21 protein-coding genes are annotated in these 16,981 nt (G+C 65.0%); 10 read left to right on the top strand and 11 right to left on the bottom strand.

Annotation, left to right across the window (positions count from 1 at the left end; translation table 11 throughout):
• Nucleotides 1–14: 14 nt before the first annotated feature.
• Together ACFV2O_RS31500 and ACFV2O_RS31495 are read right to left on the bottom strand one after the other, a co-directional pair.
• Nucleotides 15–1,136, bottom strand: coding sequence for an alpha/beta hydrolase (locus ACFV2O_RS31500; RefSeq protein WP_379255163.1), 1,122 nt, complete (start codon nt 1,134–1,136; stop codon nt 15–17).
• A gap of 89 nt (nt 1,137–1,225) precedes the next feature.
• Complete coding sequence (locus tag ACFV2O_RS31495) at nt 1,226–1,738, bottom strand: DUF6283 family protein (RefSeq protein ID WP_379255161.1); 513 nt, start codon at nt 1,736–1,738, stop codon at nt 1,226–1,228.
• 197 nt (nt 1,739–1,935) lie between these two features.
• On the opposite strand from ACFV2O_RS31495, the gene ACFV2O_RS31490 reads away from it, so the two are divergent.
• The gene (locus ACFV2O_RS31490; protein WP_379255159.1) at nt 1,936–2,322 is read left to right on the top strand and encodes a hypothetical protein; all 387 of its coding nucleotides are present in this window, start codon (nt 1,936–1,938) and stop codon (nt 2,320–2,322) included.
• Nucleotides 2,323–2,344: 22 nt separating this feature from the next.
• On the opposite strand, the gene ACFV2O_RS31485 is transcribed toward ACFV2O_RS31490, so the two are convergent.
• The gene (locus tag ACFV2O_RS31485; RefSeq protein WP_379255158.1) at nt 2,345–3,238 is read right to left on the bottom strand and encodes an IS982 family transposase; all 894 of its coding nucleotides are present in this window, start codon (nt 3,236–3,238) and stop codon (nt 2,345–2,347) included.
• A gap of 511 nt (nt 3,239–3,749) precedes the next feature.
• On the opposite strand from ACFV2O_RS31485, the gene ACFV2O_RS31480 reads away from it, so the two are divergent.
• The 3 genes from ACFV2O_RS31480 to ACFV2O_RS31470 all read left to right on the top strand — a co-directional run bounded on the left by ACFV2O_RS31480 (nt 3,750) and on the right by ACFV2O_RS31470 (nt 5,949).
• Entirely contained in the window at nt 3,750–4,802 is a 1,053-nt protein-coding gene (locus ACFV2O_RS31480) for a hypothetical protein (protein WP_379255157.1), read from the top strand.
• A 14-nt stretch (nt 4,803–4,816) separates the two neighbouring features.
• A complete protein-coding gene (locus ACFV2O_RS31475; protein ID WP_379255155.1) occupies nt 4,817–5,431 on the top strand; it encodes a restriction endonuclease in 615 nt (204 codons plus the stop codon).
• Between the two features lie 188 nt (nt 5,432–5,619).
• Nucleotides 5,620–5,949, top strand: a complete 330-nt coding sequence (locus ACFV2O_RS31470; RefSeq protein ID WP_379255153.1) for a hypothetical protein — start codon at nt 5,620–5,622, stop codon at nt 5,947–5,949.
• Between the two features lie 88 nt (nt 5,950–6,037).
• On the opposite strand, the gene ACFV2O_RS31465 is transcribed toward ACFV2O_RS31470, so the two are convergent.
• Nucleotides 6,038–6,499 (bottom strand): hypothetical protein, encoded by a 462-nt coding sequence (locus ACFV2O_RS31465; RefSeq protein ID WP_379255152.1) that lies wholly within the window; start codon nt 6,497–6,499, stop codon nt 6,038–6,040.
• A 219-nt stretch (nt 6,500–6,718) separates the two neighbouring features.
• Here ACFV2O_RS31465 and ACFV2O_RS31460 point away from each other — a divergent pair, with 219 nt between their 5' ends.
• Together ACFV2O_RS31460 and ACFV2O_RS31455 are read left to right on the top strand one after the other, a co-directional pair.
• Nucleotides 6,719–7,681, top strand: coding sequence for a hypothetical protein (locus ACFV2O_RS31460; RefSeq protein WP_379255151.1), 963 nt, complete (start codon nt 6,719–6,721; stop codon nt 7,679–7,681).
• A gap of 360 nt (nt 7,682–8,041) precedes the next feature.
• Entirely contained in the window at nt 8,042–8,875 is an 834-nt protein-coding gene (locus ACFV2O_RS31455; protein WP_379255150.1) for an AAA family ATPase, read from the top strand.
• 660 nt (nt 8,876–9,535) lie between these two features.
• Here ACFV2O_RS31455 and ACFV2O_RS31450 read toward each other — a convergent pair.
• Nucleotides 9,536–10,075, bottom strand: a complete 540-nt coding sequence (locus tag ACFV2O_RS31450; protein ID WP_379255149.1) for a hypothetical protein — start codon at nt 10,073–10,075, stop codon at nt 9,536–9,538.
• Nucleotides 10,076–10,274: 199 nt separating this feature from the next.
• Here ACFV2O_RS31450 and ACFV2O_RS31445 point away from each other — a divergent pair, with 199 nt between their 5' ends.
• A complete protein-coding gene (locus ACFV2O_RS31445; protein WP_379255148.1) occupies nt 10,275–10,472 on the top strand; it encodes a hypothetical protein in 198 nt (65 codons plus the stop codon).
• Here ACFV2O_RS31445 and ACFV2O_RS31440 read toward each other — a convergent pair.
• The 4 genes from ACFV2O_RS31440 to ACFV2O_RS31425 all read right to left on the bottom strand — a co-directional run bounded on the left by ACFV2O_RS31440 (nt 10,465) and on the right by ACFV2O_RS31425 (nt 13,359).
• Nucleotides 10,465–11,205 carry a hypothetical protein gene (locus ACFV2O_RS31440; protein ID WP_379255147.1) on the bottom strand — a complete coding sequence of 247 codons (741 nt, stop codon included), beginning with the start codon at nt 11,203–11,205 and terminating at the stop codon, nt 10,465–10,467. The two genes, ACFV2O_RS31445 and ACFV2O_RS31440, sit on opposite strands and share 8 nt — an antisense overlap.
• Before the next feature lie 215 nt (nt 11,206–11,420).
• Nucleotides 11,421–11,816: a hypothetical protein gene (locus ACFV2O_RS31435; protein ID WP_379255145.1), complete on the bottom strand. Its 396-nt coding sequence runs from the start codon at nt 11,814–11,816 to the stop codon at nt 11,421–11,423.
• Entirely contained in the window at nt 11,813–11,968 is a 156-nt protein-coding gene (locus ACFV2O_RS31430; RefSeq protein ID WP_350910434.1) for a hypothetical protein, read from the bottom strand. Before ACFV2O_RS31430 ends, ACFV2O_RS31435 begins: the two co-directional genes overlap by 4 nt.
• A 416-nt stretch (nt 11,969–12,384) precedes the next feature.
• Nucleotides 12,385–13,359: an ATP-dependent DNA ligase gene (locus ACFV2O_RS31425; protein WP_379255144.1), complete on the bottom strand. Its 975-nt coding sequence runs from the start codon at nt 13,357–13,359 to the stop codon at nt 12,385–12,387.
• A gap of 76 nt (nt 13,360–13,435) precedes the next feature.
• On the opposite strand from ACFV2O_RS31425, the gene ACFV2O_RS31420 reads away from it, so the two are divergent.
• The 3 genes from ACFV2O_RS31420 to ACFV2O_RS31410 all read left to right on the top strand — a co-directional run bounded on the left by ACFV2O_RS31420 (nt 13,436) and on the right by ACFV2O_RS31410 (nt 15,282).
• Entirely contained in the window at nt 13,436–14,227 is a 792-nt protein-coding gene (locus ACFV2O_RS31420; RefSeq protein WP_379255143.1) for a hypothetical protein, read from the top strand.
• Nucleotides 14,228–14,743: 516 nt separating this feature from the next.
• The gene (locus ACFV2O_RS31415) at nt 14,744–14,971 is read left to right on the top strand and encodes a hypothetical protein (RefSeq protein ID WP_379255141.1); all 228 of its coding nucleotides are present in this window, start codon (nt 14,744–14,746) and stop codon (nt 14,969–14,971) included.
• A gap of 110 nt (nt 14,972–15,081) precedes the next feature.
• Nucleotides 15,082–15,282 (top strand): hypothetical protein, encoded by a 201-nt coding sequence (locus tag ACFV2O_RS31410; RefSeq protein WP_379255140.1) that lies wholly within the window; start codon nt 15,082–15,084, stop codon nt 15,280–15,282.
• 353 nt (nt 15,283–15,635) lie between these two features.
• On the opposite strand, the gene ACFV2O_RS31405 is transcribed toward ACFV2O_RS31410, so the two are convergent.
• Nucleotides 15,636–16,043 carry a hypothetical protein gene (locus ACFV2O_RS31405; protein WP_379255139.1) on the bottom strand — a complete coding sequence of 136 codons (408 nt, stop codon included), beginning with the start codon at nt 16,041–16,043 and terminating at the stop codon, nt 15,636–15,638.
• A gap of 58 nt (nt 16,044–16,101) precedes the next feature.
• Nucleotides 16,102–16,647, bottom strand: a complete 546-nt coding sequence (locus tag ACFV2O_RS31400; RefSeq protein WP_379255137.1) for a hypothetical protein — start codon at nt 16,645–16,647, stop codon at nt 16,102–16,104.
• Nucleotides 16,648–16,981 lie beyond the last annotated feature (334 nt).

Genomic DNA, 16,981 nt, shown 5'->3' with positions numbered 1-16,981 from the left:
GAGCCAGGGGCGACCTACTGCGTGTTGTGTGCTGTGTTGTCGAATTGTGTTGCCAGGAAATAGATTTGGTCACACACGGCGCGTTCGAAGTGCTCGCCCAGGTAGATGCCGAAGTGGTCGCAGGGATAGCTCTGGACGTGCACGTGTGCCAGGCCCTGCGCGCGACGCTTCGTGGTCTTCGCGGGCGCGGCCGCGTCGTTGTCGCAGACACACAGCAGCGTCGGAGTGCTGAAGCGAGCCAGCGCGCGACCGGGCCGATCGAGCGGGAGGTGCAGCACCAGCCGTGCGGCCAGGGCGTTGGCGGCATCGAATTCACCGTCTGGGCCGCGCAGTACACCCCATATGCTGTCGCGACCGACACCGGTCACGGGTTCTTCCCCACCGTCGATCTCGGTCAGCGCGATGCTCTTCGACACCTGAGCCCGCACCGACGGCAGCCGTTTCAACAACGCGCTGGTGCGCCGCGAGAGCCGGGTCCCCGCAGGCAGGAGTGCGGAAGAACCGGCGAGGGCGTCGGGTGAGGCCACGAACGCGGGCATCCAGGACGTCCCCGCCATCGGCAACAGGATCGGCTTCGCGCCGAACCAGGAACCGACCGTGTCCAGGATGCCTGCCACTGTCAGCGCTACCACGCTCAGCGGGCCGGTCCGGATACGCGAGCGCAACGACGCCGGTCCGTCGGTGAAGGGGCACTGGGCCACGACCGCCGCGATTCGGGTGTCTTCGGAGGCGACCTGAAGGACATGTCCGCCGCCGAAAGAGCTGCCCCACAGCACGATCCGGTCGACATCGACCTCCGGTAGTGTGCGTACGAAGGCCAGGGCGGCATGCCAGTCGGCGCGTTGCCGTCCGATATCGAGGAGTTGGCGCGGCGCTCCGCCGCTGGCCCCGAGGTGGCGGTAGTCGAACACCAGCACCGACCAGCCCGCTGCGGTGAACCGTTCCGCGTAGGCATCCAGGCGCATCTCCCGCACCGCCCCGAGCCCGTGCCCCATGATCGCCATCGGGCGCGGGCCGTTGAGGTCAGGTGCGGTGTACAACCATGCCGCGCACTCGTCCTGGCCAGAGGGAAACGAGACCTCGCGCCGCCGCACCGTTGCCGTCTCGCGCCGATCGGCCGGCCCCCTGATTTCCATGCCTCGCGTCCTTCCGCTTCACCACCACCCTTCTTGGATGCCATCCAAGAAGTAGGTCGCGGTTACGGTAGAGCCGTCTTGGACGCCAGTCAAGAAGCTGGCGGGTTCTGGGTGTGCGTTGGCGGCCACCCCCGGACCTCCGATCGCGTTGCATTCGGCATGAGCGCGCTCGGCACGGTTGGCTGGTCATACGCCAGGATGTGCCAACTGGCCGCCTGCGGGGACGCGGAACTGGCCATCCGTGGGGAATCTCGGCTGGCCGCTGACAGGCGGCCCGGTGGGTGTCGCGGCTGACCTCGCCGATCAGAAGCCCGAAGCGAAGGGCGAGAGGTTGGGCGCCGTGGCAAGCCGACCCATCCGGCGCACACACGGCTGGCGGGGTGGTCGCGGTCGGTTTGGTGGCATACCCACAAAGCCGGCGGTTGGTTGTAGGTGGGCTCGCCGTAGCGGGGGAGTTCGTCGTATTCGCTGGCGTCCCAGATGCCGCTGGGAACATCGCGGCGGTAGGGGCGCGAGCGGCACGGATCGGCCGCCGGCGGCCCGAGCTGCCTCCGGTGACCCGTGGTGCCGGGAGTCGGTGTGTCGTGGTCGTGGTCGTTCATGGGTGATGTCTCACGCGGTGCCGGTGGGCTGGCTCGATGTGGTGTCGGGTATCCGCCAACGTTGACTGAAGCCTTGTAGGCCGCTAGACGAGTAGTTCCGATGTGCCTGGTCACCTCTGGTCGGCTTGCGGGGGTGAGCGCAGGGCTGATGGCCTGCAACGGCATCATGAAGGTCCGCCTCTGAAGGAGTGCCGCCCGTGCGACTGGTTTTCGATCCCGTGTTCGGCGAAGTGGATATCACCGCTTCAGTGGAGGAACTGGCCAGCCTGGCAAGGGCAGTGGCCGAGGGCTACGGGTTCATCGGCTCCACGTCACCACTGGGCGGTGGCACCTTGGCAGGGGTCGGCGTCAGGAAGGCTTCCGGCCCCGGGATTCGGATCGAACTGGACGCCTCACGGCAGGTTCTGGTGATCAGCGGCGCGCCCGGTGCCAGAGCGATCCTCGCAGCCGACCTCCAGAGCATGGCCACCGCCGAGGACGGTGGTCACCTCCACATCGACTACTTCCCTGGACACCCCTACCTCGTCGAAGGGTCTGTGCCGATCGTGGTCAACAGCCCTCACGGAGGGATGCCGACCCGATGACTGGCGGCAGGGCCCGCGGCGATCAGTGATCGTAAGCGACCAGCGAGCGGGTGACCGGTGCACCGATCCTGTTGTTGTGCCAGATCCCGGCCGCCATCGCCAGAACACGCTGGGCAACCCGGACAGCGACACCCTCGAAGGTCCGCCCGCTGTGTTGTTCCAGGTCGAGCTGCCCTTTCAGGGTGTCGTTGACGGACTCGATGAGCTGGCGGACCTTCTTGAGCATCGGCTCGCCGTGCCGCTGCTTCTTCCGCTTGAGTGAGGGCCGCAGCAGTTCGATGCCAAGTTCGGCGAGGGCCTTCTCGAAGGTTTTGGACGCGGAGCCCTTGTCCGAGATCAGCAGGATGCCCTCACGCTCAGCGACCAGGTTGGCGTCGACCTCCAGCATCGCGGCCAGAACCTCGCGCTCACCGATCTTCGGGTTGGCCAGGGCCCACATGATCGGCATCCCGGTCGGGGTGCAGACCAGATACAGGCGCAGGCCCCAGAAGAACCGCGAGTGGGAGGCGCAGTAGCCGTAGCCGGCCCATCCCGCCAGGCCCGAGCGCCGCACGGTAGGGCGGGACATCCCGCACGGCACCGGCGTGGAATCGGTGATCCAGTGGTTGTCGAACCAGAAGTCGCTGTCGATCGCCAGTTTCCGGATCAGCCGTTTGACCAGGGGCAGGGCCGCGCGCAGACGCTTGTTGTAGCCCGCTCGCTGCGGCAGGGAAGGGAACATGCCGGACAGGTGCTTGTTCGCGTAGCGCAGCCAGCGGGCTTCAGAGTGGTAGCCGAGCAGGGCTTGGGCCACCGCGAGGCAGATGAGTTCGGAATCGCTGAGCATCGGGGGTCGGCCGAGGCATCGAGTTCCTTCGATTTCGTCATCGATCTTCACGTAAAGTGCGGTCAAGAGGGTGTCCAGGTCTGTTGTCACACACGGATCTTGGGCACCCTCGCCCCTTTGACAGACCGAAACTTCGGAACTACTCGTCTAGGTAGCGGGGCGTAGGTGGGCCGAAGCCGTGACAATCGAAGGATGGGCCGGCGCATGCTCCGTCGCTGTCCTGTCTGTCGGACGGCACTTGCTCGCGACGCTCATCCCCGGCGCCGCTACTGCTGTCCGGCGTGCGTCGCCCGCGCCTATCGTGCCCGCAAGAAGTTCGGTGCGGGGTGGGAACGGGTGCTGGCCGCTGGCCAGCGCGTTGTCGCCGCAGATGCGCCTGAGGCGGGGATCATCTGTCCCGGCTGTGGCCGGTCGATATTCCCTGGCGGGCGGAACCTTCGCGCCGATGCCCGTCATTGCTCACCGACGTGTCGCCAGCGCGACTATCGCCGCCGCAAGCGCGAAAGAAGTTCGTGATCATGACGCAGAGCCGTGACAGTGTCACGGCTGTCGTCATGATCGGCACCGATGCTGTCGGTACCCGTGTTCACACTGGGTCGACATGACGTCTCACCCGGCTGTGCAGGTGCCGGAAACTGAAGGGGGAGAATCGATGTCGGAGCGCCCATGGGTCGAGCGCGCGATCAAACCAGGAACCGAGAAGACCACCGAGCTGTACGCGTACCTTCCCTACGAGAACGGCTCGAACCGGTACTGGCTCAAGAAAGTACTCGGCAAACAGGTCAGGCTCACACCAGTGCAGCGCAACGACCGCACGGCGTGGAAGATCGGCCGCAAGCACATGCTGCGGCTCACCTCGGCGATGGCCGACAAGTACGGCGAAATCGAGCTACGGCTCGAGATCTCGAAGACGATGCAGTGTGACACGAACTGCGAGGAGGCCAGCCCTTCCACAGTCTTCAATTGTGTCTGCGCCTGCGGCGGGGAAAACCACGGCGGAGTGGGCCGCTACAAGGACTGGTACCGCGCCGGACGAACCACCCTGCTACGCAACGACAAGACGGAAGTGAAGCAGATAGTCATTACCCGCGGCCAGATCCAGCTGCCGAACCAGAGCACCGAAACCCCCACCCGCACAACCGCCCCGGCCATCTCGGTGGAACCGCCCCGCCGGCCACAACCATCCCCGCCGTCGCCTCACCCGGTTACCCCGCCCAGTTCTCCGACGTCCCTGCCCGGCTCGACGCGTATCCCGCCACTGCCGCCGGAACCCGCACCGCGCACAGTGATCCCGGCGGCGAACCGCTTCGGCGATCTCGACCGTGGAACCGCTGAAGTCGTGCCGCGACCGGCCGCCCCCAGTTCTGCGCCAGCGGCACCCGAACCGGTACGGCGGCGACTCGTAGGCCCGCTGGCTGCTGCTGCACTGGCACTCATCGCACTCGGCACCGGGATCTGGTTGATGGCGACGCCCCACCACCCCGCCGCCCGGCAGGTCACGAACCAGGAAACGATCCAGCCGCCCACCACACAAGCAGAACTCCCGCCCGCGCCACCGCCGTCCGAGGAAGCTGCGGCCCCGCCGCCGGAGGAAGCCGCGGCGCCTCAGCCGCGGTTCCCGGCAGGTTGCTACCCGTTTCAATCGGGCTGCTGAGAGGGATACCAGGAATGGGAAGACGACGTAGTCGCAGCGGATCGGACGCGGCGGCGTTGATGCTCATGTCCGCCGTCGCCGCGTCGGTGGTAGCGCCCAAGGCCGCGGACATCGCCGAACAGCAGGCCGTGGCACTCGCTGCTGCGGGGGTGTGCGCGCTGGCCGTCGCCGTCGGCGCTGCTGTGCTGGCGGTGTGGCATCGCCGCCGGGTACGTGCCCGCGATGACGCGCGGGTGCTGGCGGCGCTACGGCAGAACTCGCTGAGTCCCGCCGAGTTCGAGCAGGCGCTGGCCGCGATGTGCCGCCGCGACGGCTGCACCGATGTCCGGGTGGTCGGCGGATCCGGCGATCTGGGCGCCGACGTGATCGCCCGCGCACCGGACGGCCGCCGAATCGTGCTGCAAGCCAAGCGCTACCGCCACGACCGCACCGTAGGCAGCCAAGACGTGCAGCGGTTCGGCGGTACCGCGCACACCATCCATGGCGCCGATGTGGCGGCCGTGGTGACCACCGCCCATGCGTTCACCCCGCAAGCCCGCGTGTACGCGGCCAAGGTCGGCATCTCGCTCGTCCCGGCAAGAGCCCTCGCCGCCTGGGAATCGCAGACCGGGCCGACTCCCTGGGACTGAGCCCGAGAAACCGGTGTCGAAAAGGCTGTGCACCTTGTGAACCCGCAAACTCCTGCAGATTCTCAGCGTTTGCGAACGGATGCTCTCCAGACTGGAGGTGTTGGGCCTGGCCGGCCGACACCACCCGCCAGGCCCAACCTCTCGGCGACTGGCTGATGGTGTCGGGCTCTCGCGTCATACTGGCGGTCATGGGGCATGAAGCCGTGCGGGGGCATTCGCGCGGGGGACGGGTCGGCGGCAGTTACATGAGGGGGTCGGTCTGCTTCACCGACCGACGCGCACCGCAGCGGCCGGGGCGCTACCGGTCCCCCTACTACCACGGCTACCGCAGTGCATCACCCACCCCGATCTGGTGGGGCCTCGCCGCGCTCTTCGGCATCCCGGCCCTCGTGCTGGTCGTGCTGACCCTCACCCACATGGGATCTCCCGACAGGCCGGCCGACACCACCAGGGCGCCCTCGTCCGTCGCGCCCGCGCAGCTGGTTATGCCTGCGAATGCTGACGTCGTTTATCGGTGAATTGTCCGGTGCCAATGAACCTGAGCCACTCGTCGAGCTGTGACCTGGGTGGCTCACTTTTGGTGGCAAGGAGCCGGAGGGCGGATTGTCACTTTAAGTGAGCCGAGTTGGCGTTTCTGCGTCGTCGTGTGCTGGGACCTCGGAGGTCGGCGAGGTAGTGCCGGAGCGCGCTGTAGGAGATCTCGGCGTGGTGCTGGTCGAGTAGTTGGTTCCAGATGTCCTGGACCGTCGCGTCGGGTGTGGCTTCGAGGATGGCGGCGATGTCCGGGGTCAGGTGTTGGATGCTGGTTCGTTCGCGGGCCCGGTAGTTCTTGCGGGGTGGCGGAGTGTCCAGTGTGAGCGCCGCGCGGACGGTTCGATATCCGACGTTGTGCTTGCGCTGGATCTCGCGCCCGGACAGGCCTTTGTCGGCGTCGCGGCGGATGATCACGTAGAGAGCCTGCTTGATGGAGTCGTTGCGCTGCTTGGCTTCTCGTCGGGCTTGGGTGGTGCCCTGTCGTTTGGGACGACGGCGTTCGGCGAGCGACGATGTGGTCCTGTTGTTCTCCACCGCATCTGCCGAGACGCTCTCCGAGGCGGAGTAACTGCGATGGCTGACATTGGCACGTCAAACGCCGACACGGAACCGGCTACCGGAATGCGGACCCATATTCCTCGAGGCCAGACAACTATTCCAAACTCGGAACCCACTTGGGGGACATGACCTACTACCTGCCTGTGGCCCAACCGTTCCCGCACACTGGATACCGATATGCCCTAACCTTGCCCTGTGACGTCGTCTGGGGATGCGCACCACGAGGTGGCAGCCGTATCAAGCGAGCCCGGCAGCCCGCGGCCAGCGGACCCGGCCGATTCGCCACCGACCAAGCAGGAGAAGAATCCGGATCGCAATGCTTCGCCCGCACGAGTCGAAGCGGGAAGAGATACAGATCAGCAGTCTGATGCGCGATCCATGGAAAGATGGTTCAGGGGAATCATTCTCGCCCTAGGCGCGGCCACCGTTGTTTCTGGTCTTCTCTTCGAAGCGTTCGGTCCGGAGACCAACAACTCGGTCAGATACTTCCCGCTGGTCTTCGGCCTGGTGTTGATATCGATGGCGACGCGCCCCTTCAAAAGGGCAGTCTTTGATCGACAGGCTGACGACATCCGTGATCGGATCGAGGCACGAGAGCCGCCGTTCATCATCAATGCCACTGACCAGGCCTACGTTCGTGTGGACTCAGTGGGTTCGGACGTATCGATGATCCGGACATCTGAGTCGCTGCAGAAGCAGGAGAAGATCCTCCGGGAGATGTACACGCAAGGCCTCGCCCAAGCCAAAATCAGCTTCTTCGTCAGCATCATCGCCGCGGTGGCCGGCGCCGGCCTCCTGATGTGGGGGATATTCTTGGCAATCTCGAACGCGCCGACGCCTGATGGCCAGAAGTACGCCAGTCTGGTCGCCGTATGCGCAGGTATCGTGACGAACGTCCTGTCATCGATCTTCTTCATCCAGTCGAACCGTGCGCGAAGGGACATGGCTCAGCAGGGATTGTTGCTTCGTGAAGAGAGCCAAGAGGATCGCAGGCTGGCGGCAGCGCGTGAGCTGGTAGGCGGTATACAAACCGATGATCTACGCGACATGGTCAGGGCGCATTTGTCCATGACGCTGCTGTCAGTGGATCCCGACGAGAATCAGAAGAACAGACTAGAAGCGATATCGCTATCGATGCATGAGGATCCGAACGAGTAGCCCAATGCACCGTCGACACCCACCCCTGCTGAGTCTCGACTTCGTGGTGGACATGGACGCTCAACTCATTGATGCCAATTTCCGTGGTTCTCCTGCTCCGGTCGTCGACCAGCGTGCTTGATGTCGCGCCCTCGCCGGACGGCAGCCGCGCGTCCGTCAGCGGCGAGATGGTTGTGAAAGAGAGGAGGAGATCGTCACGGTCGTGGCTGATCGGATAGTTGCAGTTGGCCGGGACCATGGGTCGCTGCGGCTGCTGCCGGAGTGATGGCGAGGCGGATCTCGCAAGCAGGGCAGGAGATGCGGATTGTTGCTGCCATAATCAACACACACGATGCGTTGACCGTTGGAGGGAGGTGACTGGTGGCGACTGCCGACCAGGTGAAAGCGCTGGTGAAAAGCCACGGCGAAGGCGACAACTCTCGGTTCTACACCGTGGCTCTGCAGGTGGCCGCCGGTGCCGCCCGCAACGGGCAAATCCGCTTCGCGCAAGATCTGCGTGATCTTGTGGACAGTCTGCGGACACGGGAGAGCCACCGCAAAGTGGCGCCGATCGCTTCGGTGGCTCAGCCACGGGGGGAACTCGCTCAGCTGTTCTCGGCTTCCTATCCCGACCTGGTCGTGTCTGATCTGGCCTTGGAGGAGGCGGTCCGTTCACGTCTCGAGCGAGTACTGCTGGAGCAGCGGCAGAGCGATCGTTTACGGTCCCACGGCTACCTGCCGATGCGTCGTCTCCTGCTGACCGGTCCGCCTGGGACCGGGAAAACGATGACTGCGCATGTGTTGGCCGGTGAATTGCGGCTACCACTGTTCCAGGTCCGTCTCGATGGGTTGATCACCAAGTTCATGGGCGAGACTGCGGCGAAGTTGCGGTTGATCTTCGATGCCCTCGCCGAAACGCGAGGGGTGTATTTGTTCGACGAGATTGATGCGCTCGCCGGTGAGCGCGGGTCGACCAACGACGTCGGCGAAATACGACGAGTCCTCAACTCATTCCTGCAGTTTCTGGAGATGGAACATTCCGACAGCCTGGTGATAGCCGCGACCAACCATCCACAACTATTGGATCGAGCTATCTTTCGGAGATTCGACGCGGTCATCGACTACCCGCTTCCCTCACCCAGCGTGGCCCGGCAGGTGATCCGCAACCGCCTGGCCCACGTCCGGCGTCGGCCGGCTCGAATGGGCCAAACTTGATGCCGAAGCCGAAGGGTTCAGCCACGGCGAGATCGCCATCGCCTGCGACACAGCAGCCAAGGACGCGATCCTGGCAGGAGGAAAACAGGTGACCACGGCAAGCCTGCGCGCAGCTCTTCGCGAGCGTCGCCAGCACGCGATCTAACGCGGGCCGGTTCTTGTGGCACAACGAGACAAGCCCCACCTGATTGTTTCGACCGCGCAGTCGGCGCAGTACAGTCCGCCTCCGAAAGGCAACAGTGAGCCACCACCCGACCCGCCTCCCGACCGCGGTGCCCACGGAAGGAAGCTCCGCGGCGACCTCCAGCAGGCCGAGGCAGCCGCTCGCTCGCGACGCAGCAGTCGAGGCGTGACGGTTGCGGGCGCTATCGAAGGGGTGTATGTCGTCTTCGAAAGTTTTCCCGGTATCGGGCAACGACATCGAGCAGCGCAAAGGTCCGGTCAAATCGCTGTGGCGGGGCCCGCTCGGCGCTCTACCGTGACCAGCATGAAAGAGCTGGGGGAACTGGACGACTGGGACACACTCGGCACTGCGCGCCAGCAGCTATACCACGCGATGGTCGTCAACTCCACGCTGTCCCGCAGTCAGTCCATTCAATTTCGCCCGGTAATGGACACCACAGCAGCGTCCCAGTCTGCCGGGCCGCGGTTGAAGCGCGATCAGCGAAATCCGGCGATGCGCCACAGGCGCAGCTGGTACTCACGAGGCGCGAGGAGTCGGCCCGCGGGCAGGATGTCGGGCCAGTTCGTGTGGGTCAGGAAGCAACCACCGCACCGGCCGCAATACCAGCTGTTGTGCCACACCCCCAGTGCGATCGGCCTGCCGCGGCTGATGCGCCGGTTGCTTCGTGCACGCACTGCGGCAACCGCGAAACCCGCGACCACGGGCAGACCGAATACCGCCGAACAGATTGCTGCCTTCACAGCCACATCGACGCCGTGACGTGCTTCCTCCGCCAGCATGAGAGTGACCAGCGGGAAGACCAGCATGAGCCCGATGAGCGCAACCAACGCGAAAACAATCGGCCCGGCGGTGGACCGCGGCGCCGGTGCCGGGGCAGTCTGTGCCGCCAAGTAGCTGGTGTGCACCGCGAGGGTCGATGTCGTGCCCGTGACCGGCAGCAGGGCACCGGTGGAGGTGATACCGATACCGGTGTGGGTGCTGTGGGCTTCGATCGTGCCGGTGCCTTGCTGGTTCACAGCCCGCAGGCTGTACACAGCGTGGGTGCTGCCGCAGGTCGGGCAGCAGATAGCGGGCTGCATTGGTACTCCCGGGGATTGTGGATCCGGGAACCCAGACTACGCGCGGGCCACGCTGCCGCCGAGTCGATTTCCGACTCGCACTCCAGAACCATATTCACCAGGGGTGGATGCCTCGCGAGAGCCGCCGCAAGGACAGGTGGACAAGCACTTCTTCCTTCGGCATCGTCAGGTGGCTGGCTGGATGACACAACATCCGGACAACCTCACCCACGCCGACCGAGTTGAACTCGACCGGATCCTGGCCCGCAGCGAACTCCTCACCAGCACCTCTCAGCATGTGTGCGAATGCGCCGACATGTCGCCAATCGTGGGTCGCATCGGGCAGGTCAGCTGAGTAGGGCAGAGATCTTGGGCAGCACATAGTCGCGGGGCCCGGACTCGACCAGTTCGTCGCGGGTGAAGTCGCCGATCGCCGATCCGATCCAATCGACAGGAAGACCTGGGGAGGTGTCATACCCGTGGAGCCACGACTGGAGCACTTCGTCGACCTCGAACAGTCGCCCCGTCGCTCGATCATCGACACACAGCCGGGCCTCATCGCCGCAGCGTACTCGTATCAGCGCCAGTCCGGTCGCCGATTCGATCTCGGCGAGGATTGAGCCTACCTGCGCGGCGGGCATAGCCGACAACGGCTGGGGGCCCAGGCTACCGGCGTAGGCCGCAGCATCGGGAAACGTGCGGACAGAGTCGGTCAACTGGTGGCGGCGTGTCTCGGTCACGGCAAAGACCACATCTTTGAGGAAGTCACTGATGGTCGAACGTTTGATGGCGGCACGAACGTGTTCGAGTTCGGTGCGTGTGAGCCTGCTGCCGACCATCTCTTGCAGATCTGAGACTGTGATCACCGCATGGCTGGCCGCGACGCCAATTTGGTAGTGCGACATCGCTGATTCGGTCAACGGCGTGGACTCCGCGGAGCTGTCGGACCCGCCGACCCTGATGCAACCGCGGGTGCTGTTGCTGTCCCGGCCCGTCGCGACGAGCGTCAGGTCATCTTCGCGGATACCGACGCCGCTGCGGGGATCCAAGCCCCGAAGCCAGCTCATCAGATCTTGCACTGCGATCATCGATGACCTCTTTCGTTGATCCCGGCGTGCGGGTCCTGGGGATCCGCACGGCGTCGTACAGGAAAGTCCCGACGCCACCCTGGTGGGTGGGGCAGCTCCCGTGGTCATCCGTGAACCATCACTAACCGGCGTGGGGGAAACCTCACGCTGAGCGGGGGCCGGAAGCAGATCCATGTGTTCGTATGTTGATGTATCCGCCGCTGCGTTGGCCAGTGTCAGGGCAGCGCCTCGAGCTCGAGTGGGAAAGGAAGGCTGCTATAGGCCGAGGGCTCTGCGGTGATGATGGGATAGAACCCGGTTTCGCGAGATTCATACGCGGCGTGGGCGATGTGCTGGGCGACTGGCGTGGCGGCGTCGTGCATGATCGCGGCGATGTCGTCGATGATGGCTTCGGTGAGCGCGACGATTGTGATTCCGCGGTGATTGAGCTCGTCTGCGGTGATGCGGCCGGTGCTGGCTGCTTGCAGAAGCGCTGTGGCGGGAATGACGATGCGGCGATCCTGAGCGAGGTTCGTCCGGATCAGTGTTTGAAGGAAGATGCTAGAGCGGGCTCGAGCGATTGCGGTCGCGTCGATGATGAAGCCAGCTGCCGCACTGCTGGCGTAGGTCACGCCGCGTGGCGGGCTTCACGGCGGGCTTGACGCTTCATGAAGGCGTCCACAAGGGCCTCGGCTTCGGTGATCTGGTCAGGTGTTGGCGCTCCGTTGTCGCGGCGCCATTGCTCCACCTGCTTGTCCCAGTTTGCGACCGCCTGCTCGCTCATCTTGCACATCATACGAGGCGGGCGTCCGCTGTGGGAGTTGCAGGACACGTCCGGGCAGCGTGTAGGAGCCAGCTCAAGGCCGCGTTGCCCGCGCCGCGCCTCGGGTCGGAATTGAGGACAGCGGGCGCGCTGCGCGCCTGTGCGCTGCGGTCGACGGGCTTACGTGCTACTGCTGCGCCAGCGCGAGTTCCGCGCGGAGTTGGGAAAGGCGCAGTCAACAACTCGCGAAGTCTTCAGGAGTCGCCCAAAGGCGCGCACTGCTCGCGACGACGGCCGAGCGGATCCACGTCAGCGTGGGGGCGGTGGGGTGCCGATGCGGTGTGGCGTGGGTTTCGGAGAATGTCGAAAGTGCCCGGCCGTCGCACAACTGCGTGCCGTGCAAGGGACAACCGGCGCTGGTGGCTCCTGTCGTGGCGCTAGCTTGGCGGGACGTTCACCGGGACGGTTACTTCATGGAGAGATTTGTCCGGCCTTACCCCGCGCCAGCTCGGGTGGCGCAACCCCTCGGCTGTGACTTCGCGATACTCAACCAAGCCGACAATCTGGGGTTCGACCCAACGCGCGTACCGGGTCAGCCACCTCTGTGGAGGTAGGTCGAAAGGGTCGGTGTCGCGGGCAAGCTCGTTCAGCCGGGCCTGTAGGGTTCGGCGGGCGCGCATCGTCCAGCCCGTGCCGACATTGCCGATGTGTACCAATCGGCCCTGGCTGTCGTAGGCAGCCAGAATGAGGGAGCCGAAAAGTGTGCTGAAACGGCCACGGCCTGGGACCCAACCGGCAACGATGACGTCGGCGGCTTGGCGCAGCGGAGTCTTCACCCAAGTCGGAGACCGTATTCCCGGCCGGTAGGGGGAGGCCGCCAGTTTGCTGACGATGCCTTCCAGTTGATGTTCCCGTGCTAGATCCAGCATCGTTGCCGCATCGACATCCGGCCACGACGGTGGGGTCTGTACCGATGCCGAGGACAGCGCCACGTCGACCAAGCGGCGGCGGCGCTGGGAATAGGGCAGGCCTGTGATCAACTGACCATCGGCACCGAGCAAATCGAATGCGAAGTACTGGGTGGGTATGGTGCGCATCAACACCGCCGAAGGCTTCTGTACATGTATCCGCCGCTGGAGACGCCCGAACTGTGGCGCTCCCGAAGTGAGGTCGGGCGCTACGATCTCTCCGTCAATGATCAACTCGCGTCCTTCGGTCAGCGCATCGAGGGCGCTAGCAACCTCGGGAAACGTCGCGGTGACGTCGCGACCGGTACGGCTGGACAATCGGCAGCGCTGACCGGTCTGTGCGATGGCGCGCATACCGTCCCACTTCATCTCTATCGACCAGACTCCAGGGACATCCGGAGGCTGTCCTGCGACGGCCAGCATCGGAGCCAATGGTCCGATCATGAGATCAGCTTATTCTTGGCTATCGATTGGTGGGTCTTGTCGACAACGAAGTCGAGATATGTCATCATTCGCACAAATGTTCGATGATGCCTTGTCTGTTGTGAGCGATGAACCGCCCCGTGCCGGGCGCATCGCTGATCAGTCGCTGGTTGGGCTGTCGAAGGCGGAGAAATTGTCGGCCCTTCGTGCTCGTATGGCGGCGATCGACGGGCGCGTCGGTGCGACAGAGCCGCCGTTGAGGGCCGCCGTCGACTCCAGCAGAGTGTTGTCGATTGCGGGTGGGCTCGGTGATGCACTGCCAGAGGGTGGCCTACCGCGCGGCGCCGTTATCGCCTGTACCGGGTGTAAGGGTCCGTTGCTGGGGATGTTGGCGGCGGCCACTGCGGCGGGGGAGTGGACGGCCGTGGTGGGGTTGCCCTCGTTGGGGCTGCTCGCGGTGGCCGAGATGGGTGGTGACCTCAGCCGCGTGGCCCATATCGCTGCCCCTGGGCCCGACCCATTGGAGGTGGCCGCAGTTCTGCTGGATGGTGTGCCGATGATTGTTTTCGATGCTGCTGGCGGTGCGTCGCCGAGCCGGATGCGGGCGCTGCTGGCACGAGTTCGTAGAAATGACGCAGTGCTCATCGTGACGAGCACGAACTGGACACGACCCGACCTCGAAATACGGAGCGACCTGGCCGACTACACAGGCCTCGGCCGAGGTCGAGGACGACTGCGCGCAGTCAGCTATGAGATCAGTGTCCGTGGGCGCGAGCCACATCGGTCTCGCACGACTCGTGTGCAATTGACCGGAGATGGAGCGCAGAAAGTGCGTTGGGCGACACGGGAAACGGCTGCTGCGGCCGCGTCGATCGCCAGGACGGGGTAGGCCGCGTCAATGAAGGGCAACCAATACGAGACCACTCGGATGATCACTCCGCCGCGGAGGGTGCTTGTGGATCCGCGGCGAGTGTGGGTGTCGCCTGTTCGCAGCCCCGAACGGACAATGCCGGTGACGTTGGGCGAGAAGGCCGCCGCGCTGGATTTGCGTCTAGGAGAGACGTGGATCCCCGCGCTGGGGTACCGGTGGGCGCGCCTACGATTCGGTGCCGAACCCGTATGGTTCCTCGAGATAGAGCTTGGACTCCGGTCGCAGGCAGGTTTGACTGAGGTGACCGTCCGGCAGTGGGTGCCCTGGGATGCCGTCAAGCCAGACTGAACCACCGATCCGTTCTCTTGGCCCTGAGCCGCATCCGCGCATTCTGGTGCCGATCGCGTGCGGCCGCATGAACTGGGTATCACACTCGAACACAGAAGACGGTGAACAGCGGACGGATGAGAGTCATCTAGAGGGGCAACCGGACGCTGGATGTCGATTGTTGTCGGACGATCGGAGGAGAGGGTCATGGCGGCGCGCGACCGTACTTACCTCGTTCGTCTCGATCCATGCCTGCGCGAGGGGAGTGCGCCACCGGGGGGCGTTCGAGGGGCGTTCTTCGACTGGCTGCAGACCGTCGACGCCGAGCCCGTTGAGCTCTGCGGCGCCGATCGCGTCGTCATCTCTTGCTCGCCGGAAGCCGCCGACCGCGTCCGCGACCTCGAGTACGTCCTGGACGTCGAACAGCGCGCCTAGATATCTGTGCCGATACCGTCGCCCGAGCAGACGTTCACGCCGGCCGGGCGGTGGACTCGGATGATCAGCCGGGAGCGTGTACAGGCGGTCAGGTCGGGTATCTGCCGAGTATGACCAAAATCCAGGAAGAAGTGCTCAAGCCGGGGCAGAAAGCGCCCCAGAGCGGCATCTACGAATGTTGCAGCCCGACCTCGTGCGGGCACCGGTTCAGCACCGACGTCGTGGGCCATCGGCTACCCCCACTGCCCGCAGACTGCAAGGGCGGCGGCTGGCGACTGCAGCAACCCACCCCGCACACCCACGACAAGTGACCCCGCCCGCAGCAAGCCCCCCGGTTGTCGACACCATCGTCGTTCGCCTTGCTTACTCGCCGCGCCGCCGATGAGCATTGCGGCCATTCAGACGGCGGAATCCGCGCGGCCCCCGCACGATACTCACCGAGCCCGCAGAGTTGATCACGCGCCTGATGCGTCCATCGGTTCTGACATCCCGGACAGCCGCCTCTCGTCGTCACGCAGGGCCAGCTACAAGCAGTCGCCCCCCTCGGAGGTCATGGACGGGTCTAACTCGACCGACGCGACAGGGGTGCAACTACGGCTGGTGAAGTTATTCTGAACGACAGCTCGCGCATCCGCCCCACTCCCGCCGCGGCGGGCGTTGGATGCTACTCGGAAGCAGCTCGACCCGGATCTGCGAACTGTTGGCCGCAGTCGGGCTGTGCGTACCTCATCGTGGCGAAGAGTTCCTCGAGGTCGTCACAAGCGGCGCCGAGATCGTCGAAAGCCATCATGCGCTTCCTGATTCGTCCGATGAACGGCCCGAACCGCTGCGCCTCGACGCGTTGGACATGCTTGAGGTCCCACACCGGCCGACCCGACGTGGTCCGTTCGGTCCGAGGTCCGAAGACCGCCTCTAGGTCCTCTTTGCGGTAGCCCAGCAGACGCAGGTCCACTTCGGAGATCTGGCCATGTTCGGCCAAGTCGCCGTCTTCGTTGTCCCACTCGGGTGTTCTGCGGTACTCGTCGATGACGCGCTCATCGTCCAGATCGGATTCGTGCACGCTACCCGTCACAATGCCTCCCCGTTGGTTCCCTCGATGGGCTGCCCGCCCGCCCACCCTGCACTGGAATCTACCGCGACGGTGGATTGAGTGCCGCAGAGGCGAGTCGGTCGGCGGCTTCGGCCAGTACGAATCCGAGTGAGCCGCGTTGGTCGTTGTCGGCTGGACCGCGACCGTAGGTGCCCAGGCGTGCTGCGGTCGAGGCGAAGATCGTGGCTGCGATCGCTCGCGCGGTGGCCTGCTCCCACGGATCCGGAACAGGTCCGGGGGTGCCGTCAGGACTCGCGGCTGGAAACGGGCCAGGCCAGGGTAGAGGCCATTTGGCCGGCCACGGCGTACCGCACCATTCATCGGTGACCGCGCTGATGAACACGGCCGCCACGTCGGGTTCGGCGTTGGCCGCGGTGTCCAGGGACGTGGCGGTACGAACCAGGTCGTGGGCCAGTTCCGCTGCGCCGATGAGGAATTCCTGGCCGGGCGGAAGAGGTTGGGGGTTCGGTCCGATTTGCTCTCGAGTCGAGACAGCGTGCCTGCGGGCCGAGCTGTGGGGAATGATGGCATCCCATACGGCAGGGTGCAGTCTGGCCAAGATGGCCAGCAGCTGGCTGTAACTCATGATGGAGGCCTTCCAGTTCGCGTCCGCGGCTCCTGACACTGCAAGACTCACTCCCCATAGCCGAGCCGAATAGCGTAGTGAACTACGCGAATACGGGCACCCACCGCGCTCTACGCGCCGTCGCGCGCGGCGGGGTGCAGGCGGCCGCGCACGGCACGCGCGACCACGTCCCGCACGCTAGGACCGAACGTGCACGCCGCGCGCGATATGTGGAACTCACTGACCTCCTCGCGCGCACACCAGGCCTATCAAGCGTGCGGTGCACGTCAACAGATAGTGCGATCTCACCCGCGTGCAGGCTTCCAGCGGCGCAAAGCCAACGCTTGCCCCACAT

The sequence above is a fragment of the Nocardia sp. NPDC059691 genome (genome assembly GCF_042733915.1).
Lineage (GTDB): Bacteria > Actinomycetota > Actinomycetes > Mycobacteriales > Mycobacteriaceae > Nocardia > Nocardia sichangensis.
The sequence above is the reverse complement of the archived record's forward strand: the minus strand, read 5'-3'. Positions and strand labels throughout refer to the sequence as shown.

What these genes read in the sequence shown, in the direction of transcription:
- ACFV2O_RS31400 (WP_379255137.1), bottom strand. Translation starts at nt 16,647, where the DNA reads ATGAGTTACAGCCAGCTGCTGGCCATCTTGGCCAGACTGCACCCTGCC.
- ACFV2O_RS31495 (WP_379255161.1), bottom strand. Translation starts at nt 1,738, where the DNA reads ATGAACGACCACGACCACGACACACCGACTCCCGGCACCACGGGTCAC.
- ACFV2O_RS31470 (WP_379255153.1), top strand. Translation starts at nt 5,620, where the DNA reads ATGGGGCATGAAGCCGTGCGGGGGCATTCGCGCGGGGGACGGGTCGGC.
- ACFV2O_RS31480 (WP_379255157.1), top strand. Translation starts at nt 3,750, where the DNA reads ATGACGTCTCACCCGGCTGTGCAGGTGCCGGAAACTGAAGGGGGAGAA.
- ACFV2O_RS31410 (WP_379255140.1), top strand. Translation starts at nt 15,082, where the DNA reads ATGACCAAAATCCAGGAAGAAGTGCTCAAGCCGGGGCAGAAAGCGCCC.
- ACFV2O_RS31440 (WP_379255147.1), bottom strand. Translation starts at nt 11,205, where the DNA reads ATGATCGCAGTGCAAGATCTGATGAGCTGGCTTCGGGGCTTGGATCCC.
- ACFV2O_RS31415 (WP_379255141.1), top strand. Translation starts at nt 14,744, where the DNA reads ATGGCGGCGCGCGACCGTACTTACCTCGTTCGTCTCGATCCATGCCTG.
- ACFV2O_RS31475 (WP_379255155.1), top strand. Translation starts at nt 4,817, where the DNA reads ATGGGAAGACGACGTAGTCGCAGCGGATCGGACGCGGCGGCGTTGATG.
- ACFV2O_RS31430 (WP_350910434.1), bottom strand. Translation starts at nt 11,968, where the DNA reads ATGAGCGAGCAGGCGGTCGCAAACTGGGACAAGCAGGTGGAGCAATGG.
- ACFV2O_RS31425 (WP_379255144.1), bottom strand. Translation starts at nt 13,359, where the DNA reads ATGATCGGACCATTGGCTCCGATGCTGGCCGTCGCAGGACAGCCTCCG.
- ACFV2O_RS31420 (WP_379255143.1), top strand. Translation starts at nt 13,436, where the DNA reads ATGTTCGATGATGCCTTGTCTGTTGTGAGCGATGAACCGCCCCGTGCC.
- ACFV2O_RS31500 (WP_379255163.1), bottom strand. Translation starts at nt 1,136, where the DNA reads ATGGAAATCAGGGGGCCGGCCGATCGGCGCGAGACGGCAACGGTGCGG.